The sequence below is a fragment of the Mesorhizobium sp. P2_F7 genome, from assembly GCF_056403695.1.
On record NZ_JBFUFA010000004.1, the window covers coordinates 801,147 to 814,243 of the forward strand.

At 60.7% G+C, this 13,097-nt stretch carries 15 protein-coding genes; 10 read left to right on the top strand and 5 right to left on the bottom strand.

Annotated features, from left to right (window positions below; genetic code table 11):
- Positions 1-99: 99 nt before the first annotated feature.
- From AC1DZ8_RS17965 to AC1DZ8_RS17980, 4 genes are read left to right on the top strand one after another with little or no spacing between them, the layout of a single operon-like run.
- A complete protein-coding gene (locus tag AC1DZ8_RS17965; RefSeq protein WP_477307108.1) occupies positions 100-321 on the top strand; it encodes a hypothetical protein in 222 nt (73 codons plus the stop codon).
- The gene (locus AC1DZ8_RS17970; protein WP_477307110.1) at positions 318-2,258 is read left to right on the top strand and encodes a hypothetical protein; all 1,941 of its coding nucleotides are present in this window, start codon (positions 318-320) and stop codon (positions 2,256-2,258) included. Before AC1DZ8_RS17965 ends, AC1DZ8_RS17970 begins: the two co-directional genes overlap by 4 nt.
- Positions 2,255-3,088: a hypothetical protein gene (locus tag AC1DZ8_RS17975; protein ID WP_477307112.1), complete on the top strand. Its 834-nt coding sequence runs from the start codon at positions 2,255-2,257 to the stop codon at positions 3,086-3,088. The genes AC1DZ8_RS17970 and AC1DZ8_RS17975 overlap by 4 nt, the downstream gene beginning before the upstream one ends.
- Entirely contained in the window at positions 3,085-3,834 is a 750-nt protein-coding gene (locus tag AC1DZ8_RS17980) for a DUF6339 family protein (RefSeq protein ID WP_477307114.1), read from the top strand. Before AC1DZ8_RS17975 ends, AC1DZ8_RS17980 begins: the two co-directional genes overlap by 4 nt.
- 420 nt (positions 3,835-4,254) lie before the next feature.
- Here AC1DZ8_RS17980 and AC1DZ8_RS17985 read toward each other — a convergent pair whose 3' ends face one another.
- Positions 4,255-5,316, bottom strand: coding sequence for a site-specific integrase (locus AC1DZ8_RS17985; RefSeq protein ID WP_477307116.1), 1,062 nt, complete (start codon positions 5,314-5,316; stop codon positions 4,255-4,257).
- Positions 5,317-5,431: 115 nt separating this feature from the next.
- On the opposite strand from AC1DZ8_RS17985, the gene dusA reads away from it, so the two are divergent.
- The gene (gene dusA, locus AC1DZ8_RS17990; RefSeq protein WP_477401328.1) at positions 5,432-6,427 is read left to right on the top strand and encodes a tRNA dihydrouridine(20/20a) synthase DusA; all 996 of its coding nucleotides are present in this window, start codon (positions 5,432-5,434) and stop codon (positions 6,425-6,427) included.
- Between the two features lie 8 nt (positions 6,428-6,435).
- Here dusA and AC1DZ8_RS17995 read toward each other — a convergent pair whose 3' ends face one another.
- Together AC1DZ8_RS17995 and AC1DZ8_RS18000 are read right to left on the bottom strand one after the other, a co-directional pair.
- Entirely contained in the window at positions 6,436-7,140 is a 705-nt protein-coding gene (locus AC1DZ8_RS17995) for a TIGR02281 family clan AA aspartic protease (protein ID WP_477309771.1), read from the bottom strand.
- A 13-nt stretch (positions 7,141-7,153) separates the two neighbouring features.
- Positions 7,154-7,387 carry a DUF1289 domain-containing protein gene (locus tag AC1DZ8_RS18000; protein ID WP_477309770.1) on the bottom strand — a complete coding sequence of 78 codons (234 nt, stop codon included), beginning with the start codon at positions 7,385-7,387 and terminating at the stop codon, positions 7,154-7,156.
- A 198-nt stretch (positions 7,388-7,585) separates the two neighbouring features.
- On the opposite strand from AC1DZ8_RS18000, the gene AC1DZ8_RS18005 reads away from it, so the two are divergent.
- Entirely contained in the window at positions 7,586-8,584 is a 999-nt protein-coding gene (locus AC1DZ8_RS18005) for a nicotinate-nucleotide--dimethylbenzimidazole phosphoribosyltransferase (protein ID WP_477309769.1), read from the top strand.
- A 9-nt stretch (positions 8,585-8,593) separates the two neighbouring features.
- On the opposite strand, the gene AC1DZ8_RS18010 is transcribed toward AC1DZ8_RS18005, so the two are convergent.
- Positions 8,594-10,114 carry a sensor histidine kinase gene (locus tag AC1DZ8_RS18010; RefSeq protein ID WP_477309768.1) on the bottom strand — a complete coding sequence of 507 codons (1,521 nt, stop codon included), beginning with the start codon at positions 10,112-10,114 and terminating at the stop codon, positions 8,594-8,596.
- 75 nt (positions 10,115-10,189) lie between these two features.
- Here AC1DZ8_RS18010 and AC1DZ8_RS18015 point away from each other — a divergent pair, with 75 nt between their 5' ends.
- From AC1DZ8_RS18015 to AC1DZ8_RS18030, 4 genes are all read left to right on the top strand, one after another.
- Positions 10,190-10,813, top strand: a complete 624-nt coding sequence (locus tag AC1DZ8_RS18015) for a thermonuclease family protein (RefSeq protein ID WP_477309767.1) — start codon at positions 10,190-10,192, stop codon at positions 10,811-10,813.
- Between the two features lie 55 nt (positions 10,814-10,868).
- Positions 10,869-11,480: a glutathione S-transferase gene (locus tag AC1DZ8_RS18020; protein ID WP_477309766.1), complete on the top strand. Its 612-nt coding sequence runs from the start codon at positions 10,869-10,871 to the stop codon at positions 11,478-11,480.
- A 1-nt stretch (position 11,481) separates the two neighbouring features.
- Positions 11,482-12,099, top strand: coding sequence for a uracil-DNA glycosylase family protein (locus tag AC1DZ8_RS18025; protein ID WP_477309765.1), 618 nt, complete (start codon positions 11,482-11,484; stop codon positions 12,097-12,099).
- Positions 12,100-12,243: 144 nt separating this feature from the next.
- The gene (locus AC1DZ8_RS18030) at positions 12,244-12,735 is read left to right on the top strand and encodes an Lrp/AsnC family transcriptional regulator (protein ID WP_006333679.1); all 492 of its coding nucleotides are present in this window, start codon (positions 12,244-12,246) and stop codon (positions 12,733-12,735) included.
- Between the two features lie 13 nt (positions 12,736-12,748).
- Here the strand turns inward: AC1DZ8_RS18030 and AC1DZ8_RS18035 are convergent, their stop codons facing one another.
- Positions 12,749-12,997 carry a hypothetical protein gene (locus tag AC1DZ8_RS18035; protein ID WP_477309764.1) on the bottom strand — a complete coding sequence of 83 codons (249 nt, stop codon included), beginning with the start codon at positions 12,995-12,997 and terminating at the stop codon, positions 12,749-12,751.
- Positions 12,998-13,097: the final 100 nt, after the last annotated feature.

Below are 13,097 nucleotides of genomic sequence, written 5' to 3' on the forward strand. Positions count from 1 at the left end.
CAGATCGCACACATTTTGAAAATGTACGAACGCAAAATGAAAAATGTGTTGAAGTTCTGATGGTAATTTCCTACATCCGGTAAAAGATGGAGGCAAAATATGCGTGACAAGCGACAAAAATTTGTGAATTTGGCAGAGGCCCGCGTCGGAAAGGCGCTCAAGGACCTGCAACTGATCGGCAACCTTTCCAACAAGGCTGCCTATGATTTTACCGAGGCGGATGTCCGGAAAATTTTCGCAGCGCTGCAAAAGGCGCTCGACAATGCGAAGGGCCGGTTCACCAAGGACGGCGATAGTGCCGGCGGAGAATTCCGTCTATGACCACTTCTGAAGATGCATTTAGAATTGGACTGGAGTTCCTGCCGAATATCGGCGGGGAAGCCGAAGGTCTGGGCGATGCCGGAATCGAAACATTCCGCGACAAGCCGTTTGCGGCCGTTGCCCGCGAGACCGGTCAGAACAGCCGCGATGCGCGCAATGATGTTTCACAGCCGGTGAAGATGACGTTCGATGAGATCACGGTCCCGTCGTCGGATTTTCCGTCAATCGAGGATTACAGGAAGGCAGCGTCCCGCTGCCTCGCCAAGAGCAAGGCCGGTGGCAACGAAAAGGATATCGGATTCTTCAACCAAGCCGTGAAGGCGCTGTCGGCGCGAGATATCAAGATCATGCGGATTTCGGATTTCAACACGCGCGGTGTCAGGGGTCCGTGCGTTGAAGGGCGTCCCTTCCACACGCTCGCCAAATCCGACGGCATGAGTGTGAAAGAAAACATCAATGCAGGGGGGTCTTTCGGTATCGGCAAGAGCGCTGCTTCCGCACTGTCAGAAATCCAGACGGCCTTCATCTCGACACGCTACAGCGATGACACAGGCGATCATGTCCTGTGCATGGGCAAGACCCAGTTCATCTCGCACAAGGGAGAAGACGGGCAGGAAAGACGCCGCAAAGGCTACTGGGGTCTAAAAAAAGAATTCATGCCTCTCGAAAACGCCGCAGAACTTCCCGGATGGCTCCTTCGTGACAGCCAGGGAACATCTATCTTCTCAGTGTGCGTGCGGGAGAACCGCGCGGACTGGCGCTATGAAATGGCCGCCGCCCTGCTCATCAACTTCTTTTGCGCAATTCAGCGCCGGGAAATGGAGTTCGAGATCGATCACGGCTTCCTGAAAATCAACAGGAGCACGATTGAAGCGCTGTTCACTGACCCCGAGGTCAACAAAGCTGTCGACCAGATGAAGGCGCGCTCCGTGTTCGATGCCGCGCGGTTGCTCCATGCCTGTCTTGTTGATGACAGGACAATCTTGCGGACCCTGCACGTCAAGGGAGTTGGTGATGTGCACCTTCGTATCCTGCTGCGCGAAAATCTTAGCTACACAATCGGCGTAGTCCGGAATGGCATGTACATCACGGACAACCTCGGAAACTTCGGCGAGCCGTTCAAGCGATTTCCACTTCACCGCGAGTTTGCCGTCATTATCGAACCGGCCGGTGATGCCGAAGGGGAGTGGTTCAAGCGACTGGAAAACCCCAGTCATGATGACCTGTCGGCAGAACGCATCACAGATCCGGCTATGCGCGAAAAAGGGCAGGCCGCCTTTGAAGATCTTGCAAGCCAGGTCAGGCAGACGATCCGTGAACTTGCCCGGTCAGAACCAACATCCTCAATGGAACTGGATGAGCTGAACGATTTCTTCGCCTCGGACGAAACCCGCACTGAAGACGAAGCGGGCCCCGAAACAAACCCCCGTGCCCTCCAGCCAACCGCGGTGAAAATTTCACCGCCAAAGCCGAGAAAGAAGAAACGCCAGCCCAGAGGCGAGAACATCGACATTGGCCCCGGTCCGGAGCCGGACCCCAACCCGGACCCGAATCCCGACCCGGTTCCACCACAGCCAGGGCCTGTTCCCCGTCCGCGCAAGGTCGCAGAGCCCATCGATCTGCAGAACGAGCGCAACGTCATGGCCGACGGCCTCAACACGAAGAAGCGCAGACTGTTCTTCACGTCACCCGTTACAGGCAACCTCAATGTCGGCGTGGAAGCGTCGGGGCTTAATTCTCCGGAGGAACTTTCGATCGTCAGCGCCGCACAGGGCGATGTCAAAAATGGTGAGGTCATCATTTCCGCTACGAAAGGCCAGCGCATCATTCTCGATGTTGATTTCGACGTCCCTTATGTCGGGCCGATTGAACTCAATGCTTTCCGAATTGATAGTGATGATGAAGAGGAAGAGGAAGAAGAGGAGACCGCAGCATGAAGCTCGACCATTTCATGCGGTTCCCGCACCCGGTCCTGAGCGAATATTCCAGTGACTATGTCACCGGCGAATTCAGATGCTCATTTCAGCAAAACATCACCGCTGGCGGCGAAATGCGCCTGGAATCAGATTTTCAGATCACGAATCCCGACCTGGCCGATCTGATCAAAAGCCAGAAGGCCGCAACCGGATATTTCCTGATCTGTCGGAGGACATACTTCAACACCTTGCAGGAAGCGCCCACCGGGAAAGCCGAGAAGTTTTTCGACATGTCGCAGCTTTTCGGCACGGTCAACATTCGGCCCGTCGTCTGGACGCTTGAGAAGATCGAGGACTATTCCAGCCCGCTGTTTGACGACGAGTTTGGCGAGGCCGTGACGATCATGAAAGGCGCCGTGATCGCGATCGGCCCCGATTTCCAGTTCTCGATCGATCAGAAAAAATACAAGCCCTTCGAGACGATCTTCCGGCTCGAAGAAGATGCCGGCGTCGCTCCCGGAACCATTGCGGTCGATGCCGATCAGGACCACATCACCATCTCCGCAGAAGGCGCGACCTTCAAGTCAATCGCACAGATGCGCGATCTCAAACTTGGCCCGAACCTCCTTCTGAACGCTGTCTACATGCCTGCCGTGATGGACGTGATCTGCCGCCTGCAGGTCCAACCGGACAGCTTTCAGGGCAGGAAATGGTTCAGGGTTTTCAAGGCCAAGTGCGATGATCTTGCGGTCGACCCGTCTGACCAGGGCGTCTCGGCTCTTGAGCTTTCGCAAAAGCTTCTGCGCGCGCCGCTCAACCGGACAATCAGCATGATGGAGAGTTTGGGATGACGCCACTGAAGTATCTTTCGGATAGGGCGCTTGAGAAGCTTCGCTCCGATGTCGGCGAGAATATTGATCGCTACCTTACATCAGGCTTCGCGGACCTGGCCGACCATCCGGCGTGGGATATTCCGCTCGGCTTTGATTATGATGCGAAAAAGCTCGCCACGCTCGATCTGTCGCAGCCGCGAAACATCGCGAGCATCGACCTCATCAATTCGAAAATCGTCGGTGAGGCGCTGGCGAACCTTACACCTTCGGCTGCAAACGAAGAGCGCGTCTGGGTTCGGCTCTCCCATGTCGAGACCATCGATTACTGCCGGGCACGCTGGCTTTCCGACGCTGCGCCGGAGCGCCACGAGGCGCTGATTGTCGATCACTTCTTCGCGCCGACGCAGACCGGTGTTCGTGACGACCATGCCATCTCGCGGCTCTGGTGGAACCATCAGATCGCACGCATCTGTTCACCTGATGATATCGACGGGGCTCTCTCCCTGATCCTGACGACCGCCGATATTCGGAGCAACTTTGTAGAACGCATCTGGATGACGAGCCGTCGCCGGATCGCTGGCGCTGTTCTGCGTGCCATGAAATCTGACCCCTGGATCACCGATGCCGAGAGAAATTTCCGTGAATTCATGAAGGCGCTGAATCGCCTCGGAGGAGGCGTGGTCTTTGAAACGCTGTCCGATGCTGAAACGGATGACTTTGTCACCGAATGTATGAGCTACGCTCGAGTCGAGAAGGCAGCCTGAACAAAGCCTGCATATGTGCCATACATATGGCACTCCTCGCCGGGGGCCGTCGATCCCGCGTCCCGCCTTTTGGCGGCGCTATGCTGACGCTCCTGCGGCTGCCCTTTTAACCGGTCTCGTCGTTGCAGTCGGTCCCGCGTCCCGCCTTCAGCGGCGCTATGCTGACGCTCCTACGGCTGCCTTCTTTCGTTAAAGACGATGCCTGGGGCTTTGCCCCCGGCGCGCTCCAGATGCCTTCCCGCCCAGCTCCTGTTCGACAATTACTTCCGACGAGACCGTCTTGACGTCACGAACGCAGTTCACTGGGACCATCGTAGATGCGGCCGGACCGAAGGTAGGTGCACGATCGTAACCGCAACCATCCATCGGAGGCGTTCAACGCCGCCCGAAATATCGGACTGATACTCCCACTCGCGTCAACTATGCAGCCTTCGCCGCTTGGACAGTGTGAAGCATTTCCGGCTTTAGGTGCGTATAGCGCCGCAACATCTTCCAATCCTTGTGCCCTGTGACCAGCGCGACCTGTTCAATCGTGAACCCAGCTTCGAAAAGGCGACTCGTTCCTTCGTGCCGCAAATCATGAAAATGAAGGTCGTGGATGTCCAGGTCAGCGCACCCTAGACGGAAGGCGGTGCCGACTGACCTATGATTGAATGGGAAAATTCGATCATCGTCACTGCTTCGCTTGGCCAATCGGTCCTCGACAATGGCCCATGCATCGTATCCAGTTGCCGCGAATAGCGGTATGCGCTGATTGTTCCCGTTTTTGTTTCGCGGGTCTTTCCGGTCACGGATGAGAAGCATCCGCGTACGGGCGTCCATGTCGGACCACAGCGCCTTGCAGATTTCCTCCTGGCGCATCGCGGTTGCGACTGCGAAACGTATTATCTGGCCAACCGGCGCTATTTGACGAGGATTTGCTTCGAAGTGGGCGATGAGCCTGTCGAGTTCATCCTGGGTCGGCCTCCTGTCGCGCTGATTGCCTTTCCCAACGAGGCCAAGCCTCTTTAGGGCGATACGCGCGAGATCAATCGGTTCGACCTTGACGGGCAGGCCGTGCACTGCAGCGGCATGAGCCAGAATGAGTTTTACAAAGCCGATGTCGATGCCGAGCGTCATCGGTCCGGCACCTTGGGCGGCCCGGTCGCGCCCAAAACGAATGAGCCGTTCGCGATCGAGAGCCGCGATGTTGCACTTCCCCAGATGTCTTTGGAGCATATCGAGGGCTGCTGCCTTGGAGCGGCGAGGGGACTTGCCTACATCGCACATGTCGTCGATATGAAGGTCGATGAGTTCGCCGAAAGTTTTCAGGCGCGCTATACGGGACTTGGTCGGCGTCTCACCGCGATCGACTTGGCGCTCGGTTTCGGTCGCCCAGCGCCGTGCGTCGTCTCGGCGCAGGAAGGTCTCGCTGACGTAGCGACCTTTGCGACGGACTTGGACGCGCCAGGAACCGGACGAGAGCTTTGTGTAGGTGGCCATTTTTTCGTGTGCGCTCCGTGTGCACTGAGAGATCGAAACGTGGCGAAAAGGGTCGTATTCTGGCGTAAATTCGTGTGCACTTGGCAGGTTCTAACGATTTGATGTTAAAGAAAAAATGCTGAAAAATCAAGATCATAGACTGGCCGTGGCACCCATGATGGACTGGACGGACCGGCATTGCCGGTTCTTCCATCGCCAGCTGACGCGACGCGCGCTGCTTTATACCGAAATGGTGGTGGCGGACGCCGTCATCCATGGCGCGCGCGAGCGGCTGCTTGGCTTCGACGCCACCGAACATCCGGTCGCGCTGCAGCTCGGCGGCTCCGATCCGCAAAAGCTGGCCGAGGCGGCGCGCATCGGCGAGGGCTTCGGTTATGACGAGGTCAATCTCAATGTCGGCTGCCCCTCGGACCGCGTCCAGTCGGGCACGTTCGGCGCTTGCCTGATGAAGGTGCCTGACCTCGTCGCCGGTAGCGTGGCGGCGATGAAGGCCGCAGTGAAGATCCCGGTGACGGTCAAATGCCGCATCGGCGTCGACGAGCAGGACCCCGAGCTCGCGCTCGATGCGCTGGCCAATGGCGTGTTCGCGGCTGGCGCCGACGCGCTCTGGGTGCATGCCCGCAAGGCCTGGCTGGAGGGACTGAGCCCGAAGGAAAATCGCGACATCCCGCCGCTCGACTATGACAGGGTCTATCGTCTCAAAGCCGGAAAACAGAATAAATTCATTGGCATCAATGGCGGAATTCAATCGCTCGAGGAGGCTGCTCGCCACCTCGACCATGTCGACGGCGCCATGCTTGGCCGCGCCGCCTACCACACGCCGGGCATTCTGGCCGGCGTCGATGCAGCGTTTTATGGGGATAAATCCGGCGCATTCGATTTCGCCGCGCTGATCGACGCGATGGCGGATTACGCCGCGCGGCATATCGAGCAGGGCGGCCGGCTCGGCCACGTCACCCGCCACATGGTTGGGCTGTTCCACGGTCTGCCCGGCGCGCGCCGCTTCCGGCAGATTCTGTCGACGGATGCGACGAAACCCGGTGCCGGGCCGGACGTGTTGAAGGCTGCTTTCGCGGCTGTCGAGTTCGGCCGCACCGAACAGGCCGCCTAAGCGCGCTTTCAATCCCGCAAAATCATCCGGTCGCCGCGCACGTCGAAACCCGAAAGCGAGCCAATAAAATTCATGCCGAGCAGGCTCTGGCTGAGTGCTCCCGGTGCGGCGACCATGACCTGCATGTTCTTGCGCACGATGCCTCCGATCGCCAGTTCGTCGGTCCTCACCGAAGCCGCGCGCGCCATGCCGTTGGCGGTCGAGACCGGGACGGTGAAGCTCAGCGCTGCCGGGTTGAAGCCTGCCGCTTGCGCGTCTTCGGCCGTCAGCACCGTGCTGGTCGCGCCGGTGTCGACCACGGTGCGGATCGACGCGCCATTGACGGTGATGCGGGCTTCGAAATGGCCGCTGTCGGCCTTGTCCAGGGTCACGGTGGCATGGCCGTCCTCGATGCCGAGCGCGAGCGGGCTGCCGGGAACGAGGCCCGCCGTCACCCGGCTGGCGAAATCCTGCAACTCGTAGCGGTACTGGTAGCCGGCGATGAGCGCCAGCACGATCACGGCCCAGGTGCCGAGATTGCGGGCCATGGCGCCGAGCGGCCTGCCGGATCGGATCAGGCCGGCGCCGACCAGCACGCCGATCGCGCCCAGCCAGACCAGCCGACTGAAATCATAATTCTCGATGCCGAACGTGCTGCCGGCGTCGTTGTTGATCATCAGCAGCACCACCGTGATGCCGATTGCCGCCATCACGATCCAGAACAGTCGGTTCATTGGACCTGCCGTTTCACGAGAGGACGTCGCGCTCGCGCGCCATGCGGGTGCGGCGTGTTTCCCGGCGCGACCGGCGCTCGACCGTTTCCAGCCGAGCAGGCAATTTTGCCATGACGTCGCGTCGGGTTTCCGGCGTCATGCCCATCCAGGCGCCGATTTCATCGCGCGTGCGGCCGCACCCGAAGCAGAAGCCGGTTTTCATGTCGATCGAACAGACCAGGATGCACGGAGATTCGATTGCCGTCATGATGTTCTCTTGGAGATCCCTTTGCGGAATCCCTTGTCTCGCTTCCACATGGTGCAACGGCAAAGCCAATGCAAGCCCTTCGGATTTCGCCGCCGGCAGCCGTTTTTGCGGCACGACCCGATGGTTGTGGCTTGATGGTTGTGCGGGCCGGGCAAGGCGGCTATGCCGCTTTCAACCCAAGAGACGAGCACCGAGGCCATGACCAGCGCACTGCCTTTCGACGATTTCCGCGATCTGCTGGCGAATCTGCCGCCAGCTGACGAGGCGGCCGAGGCGCGCGTGCGCACGCTGTTTGCCAGGGCCGACAAGCCGGCGGGTTCGCTCGGCCGCATCGAGGACATCGCGGCCTGGCTTGCCGCCTGGAGCGGACGCGCGCCACCGGCGGTGAACCGGCCCCTGGTGGCGATTTTCGCCGGCAATCATGGCGTCATCCGTCACGGCATTTCGCCGCGCACCGTGGCGGCGACCGCCAATGCCGTCGAGCTTTGCGCTGCCGGCGGTGCCGCGATCAACCAGGTCTGCATCGCCAACGATCTCGGCCTGAAGGTGTTTGACCTGGCGCTGCACATCGCGACCGCCGATATCACCGAGGACGCGGCCCTCGACGAACGCGGCTGCGCCGCGACCATGGCCTTCGGCATGGAAGCGATCGCCGGCGGCGCCGATCTGATCTGCCTCGGCGATCTCGGCGTCGGCAATTCCACCGTCGCGGCCGCCTTGTGCGCGGCCTTGTTCGGTGGCAGCGGCGGCGACTGGGTCGGTCCCGGCTCGGGCGCCGATGCGGCGATGCAGGCGCGCAAAGCCAAGGTGGTCGATTCCGCGCTCGCCTTCCACGGTGCAGCTCTGAAAGACCCACTGGAAGCGTTGCGCAGGGTCGGTGGCCGCGAATTCGCTGCCATTGCCGGCGCCATCCTCGCCGCCCGGATGCAAAAAATCCCGGTGCTGCTCGACGGCTTTGCCGCGACCGCCGCGGCGGCCGTGCTGCACGTCGCCAATCCCGCCGCGCTCGATCACTGCCTGCTGGCCAGCCTGTCGCCGGAGCCCGGCCAAAGGCGTGCCGCCGGGCGGCTCGGCCTCATTCCGCTGTTCGATCTCGGAGTCAGCCACGGCGAGGGGGTAGGGGCCGCCCTTGCCGCCGGCCTGGTCAAGGCCGCCGCGCTCACCAGCTCGGGCATGGCCCTCGCGGTCAAAGCCTAAAACAGGCCCTCAACGCCGGCGGGCCACCACCGCCTTGGTTGGCAGCGCCGGCAACTCCTCCATCACTCGGGCGAGCGGGAAGATGGCGATCGCTTCGGTGCCGACGCGCAGTTGGGAATGAAGCTCGAATTCGCCGCCATGCATGGCGAGCAGGCCCTGCACGATCGGCAGCCCGAGCCCGGTGCCCTGTTCCGCACTCTTGATGGCGATCGAACCCTGGCCAAAGGCGGACAGCACGATCGGAATTTCGTCGTCCGGTATGCCCGGCCCATTGTCCTTGACCGAAATGTATTGGCCGCCGCCCGCCGTCCAGCCAACGCGCACACGAACTTCGCCGCCGGTGGCGGTGAATTTTATGGCGTTGGACAAAAGGTTGAGCGTGATCTGCCGCACCGCGCGCTCGTCGGCAAACAGGCGCGGCAAGGCGCTTTCGAAATCCTGGACGATGCGGATGTCCTTGTTGCGCGCCTTCAACTCCATCATGTGGCAGCAATCTTCGGCGATGTTGAGCAGCATCACCGGCTCCTCGTTGAGCTGGTAGCGGCCGGCCTCGATGCGCGACAGGTCGAGGATCTCGTTGATCAGGTCGAGCAGGTGCTGGCCGGAATCGTGCACGTCGCGGGCGTAGTCGCGATAGGTGGGGTTGCTCATCGGCCCCAGCACCTCATTGGCCATCACCTCGGAAAAACCGAGAATGGCGTTGAGCGGCGTTCTCAGCTCATGGCTCATCGAGGCGAGAAAGCGCGACTTCGCCAGATTGGCCTCTTCGGCCCGCCGGCGGGCTTCGTCCGACATCGATTTCGCCGTTTCGACCTCGGCGATCAGCGCATCCTTTTCGGAGCGGAACGACAACAGCATCAGCGACGACTGGTTGAGATGGCGCGCGACGTAGGCGAAGAACGGCAGCGCCGCGACCAGCAGTGCGACCATCATCGTCTCGACCGACATCCACAGTTTGGATTCGGCATAGGCATAGACCGCCACCGGAATGACGAAGGTGGCGAGCAACGAGCCGCGCAGGGACGACGCCGTAATGGCGGTCGCCGCCATCGCCAGCAGCAGCACCATCGCCTTGATCACCGGAAAATAATCGATCTGGCAGGTGGCGCAGCCGAGCCAGGCGAACCAGGCCCAGCCGAGGCCGCACAGCGAATGGCCGATCAGAAAATCCCGCCGGGTCCGAACAGGGTCGAGTTCGGCCGCATCGGTGCGTTCGACGCGCCGCGCCATGAAGGCGACGATCGAGTAGCAGGTCAGCGTGAACAGCGCCCAGATGCTGATCTGCTTGTCCATGCCCGCCAGAAGCCCGGTCGCCGCGATCGCCAGCACCAGCAGTGGAATTACGGTCGCACCTCCCACCATGGCTCGCGCATGCAGCTTCAGAAACTCGCGGTCGAAGTCGAGATTGCCTACCTGTTGCGAAAGACGGTCGCGCGTTCTGCGCACCGCGCGCGCCACATCGCTGTTGCGGTGCGGTTTCCTGCGGTCCACAATGAATTTATCCGCTGTGTTCGAGCGTAGCAGAGGCATGGAAACTTCGATTTATGCGCGCAGCGATCTCAATTCGTTAAGCTACGTTCGAATGATTAAGAGACTGTTTGCCATATGAGCCGTTCGTGGTCGCCGAGGCCGCGCCGGCGATACTATCCACCGCCACCGCGAAGCCTGTGGCGCAAGCTGCTGGATTACGCGCTGACGATCATCCTGCTCGGCCTGCTGATCCTGCTCGCCGCACGCCTCGACCGCTTCGAGACGCGCAAGGCTGAAGGGAGCGCGATCGTCAATGACGGCGATTCGCTCACCCTTGGCACTGAACGCATCCGCATGCGCGGCATCGATGCTCCGGAATACCAGCAGATCTGCCGCAAGGACGGCGCCGACTATGCCTGCGGCAGGCTGGCGCGGCAGGCGCTGGTGCGGCTGATATCAGGCAATCCGGTGACCTGCAGCGGCTGGCAGCGCGATCGTTACGGCCGCCTGCTCGGCGACTGCAAGGCCGGCGGCAAGGATTTGAACCGCGCCCAGGTCGAGGCCGGCTGGGCCATTGCCTATGGCGATTTCGAGACCGAGCAGGCCATTGCCCGCGCCGGCAAGGCCGGCATCTGGGCCGGCACGTTCGACCAGCCGCAGGACTGGCGCGAAAGCCATCATGACGGGCCGGTGGAAAGACGGCACGGCACGTTGGCGTCGCTCGGTGACGCCGTGCGCGAAATCTTTCGCTTCTGGTGAGGAGCGCGCCATGTCCTATAGTTGGAGGCCTGCGGGCAAAGTCGGGAGATTAGAAATGAAACTGTTCGACGGTGGCCGCGCCCCCAATCCGCGGCGTGTCCGGGTCTTCCTCGCCGAGAAAGGCATCGAGGTGCCGCTGGTGCCGGTCGACATGGGTGCCATGGGGCACAAACAGGAGCCGGTCAGCTCACGCAACCCGCTGCAGCGCCTGCCGGTGCTCGAGCTTGACGATGGCATCATCCTTACCGAATCCGTCGCCATCTGCCGCTATTTTGAGGAGTTGCACCCCGCGCCGGCGATGTTCGGGCAAGGTGCTCTCGGCAAGGCGCAGGTCGAGATGTGGCAACGGCGCATGGAGCTCAACCTGCTCAGCTGCGTCGCACAGGCCTTTCGTCACATCCATCCGGCGATGAAGGAGTGGGAAATTCCGCAGATCCCCGAATGGGGCGAGGCCAACAAGGCGAAAGCGGTCGAATTCCTGCATCTGCTCGACGCTGAGCTGGCGAAGCGGGAATTCGCCGCCGGCGATGCCTATTCGATCGCCGACATCACCGGGATGATCGCCATGGATTTCATGAAACCGGCGCGCATCAAGGTACCAGACGAGTGCATAAACGTGCGGCGCTGGTACGGCGCCGTCACCAGTCGGCCGAGCGCTTCCGCCTGAGATGGAGGCAGAACTCGAACACCTGACGGCAACGGTCCGCGCCTGCCGCATCTGCGTCGACAATCCTCTGGGACGGCCGCTGCCGCATGAACCGCGCCCGGTGCTGCTGCCGTCATCCAGCGCGCGCATCCTGCTTGCCGGCCAGGCGCCGGGCACCAAGGTGCATCTGTCCGGCATGCCGTTCACCGACGCGTCCGGCGATCGGTTGCGAAGCTGGTTGGCGGTCAGCGCTGAGGAATTCTACAACACGGACAAATTCGCCATCGTGCCGATGGGTTTTTGCTTTCCCGGCCAGGATGCCAAGGGCGGCGACCTGCCGCCGCGCCGCGAATGCGCGCCGGCCTGGCGCGCGCAACTGATGGCGCTGATGCCGCAGATCGATCTCGTTCTGACGATCGGCTCCTACGCGCAGTCCTGGCATATGGGTGAAGCGCGGCGGCCGTCGTTGACCGAAACCGTGAGGGACTGGCGGACGATCTGGGCTAAGCAGGCCAGCCCGAAAGTGCTGCCGCTGCCGCATCCGTCATGGCGCAATTCGGGGTGGCTGAAACAGAATCCATGGTTTGAAATGGATTTGCTGCCGTTCCTGAGATCGGAAATCCGCTATCGGATTGCTTAAGCTTTAAGCAAGATATCACTCGCTTTTGTGCCATTCGGCAGAATTTCTTTCTTGTGAAAGGCCGAAATAAGAGGGAGTATAGCCAATCTATTCCCAAAGCGCGCCGCGCCTCAGGGAACGCGGCCTGCACCAGGGAGCACCTCAATGGATCGCCTCGACAGAAAAATTCTCCGCCTCCTGCAGGAGGACGCGACGCTCGCCGTTGCCGATGTCGCCAAGAAAGTCGGCCTGTCGACGACGCCGTGCTGGCGCCGCATCCAGAAGCTCGAGGAAGAGGGCGTCATCAAGCGGCGTGTCGCCATCCTCGACCACGAAAAGGTCAATGTGCGCGTCACCGTCTTCGTGTCGATCCGCACCAATTCGCACAGCCATGAATGGCTGCGCCGCTTCTCGGAAGTCATCCAGGAATTTCCGGAAGTGGTCGAGTTCTATCGCATGAGCGGCGACGTCGATTATCTCCTGCGCGTGGTGGTGCCGGACATCGCTGCCTATGACGCCTTCTACAAGCGGCTGATCGCCAAGATCGAGATCCGCGACGTGTCGTCGTCCTTTGCCATGGAGCAGATCAAGTACACGACCGAAATGCCGCTGGACTACATGGTGCTGGACAAGGAATCTGGCGCCAACGCTGCGTGAGGGGAAGTAGCCATCACGACGGCGACTTTCTAAACAACTCCAAGGCGACGCCGAGAGGGATCATGATCACGAGGTACCCTATCGCCGCGTAAACAAGATGTAAGTTTTCGTGATGTTTAGGGAAAACAAACACGTTTAACAGGAAGCTGTAAAATATTGCGGCCACCCACAAGAGGTGGCCGTTGGTTATGGTCTTGATCTCCCTGCTCAGCAGTTTTGACAGCAGAGCGAGGTACCATTCCTTCACGGTCGTCATGTTCATTTGTCGAAATGCCTCTAACGCACACGAAGCCTACGCCTTGCGTTTAGAATTGCAACGGACTTAAGCAAAGGCCCAGCAGCTAACGCTGGAACGCGATGCT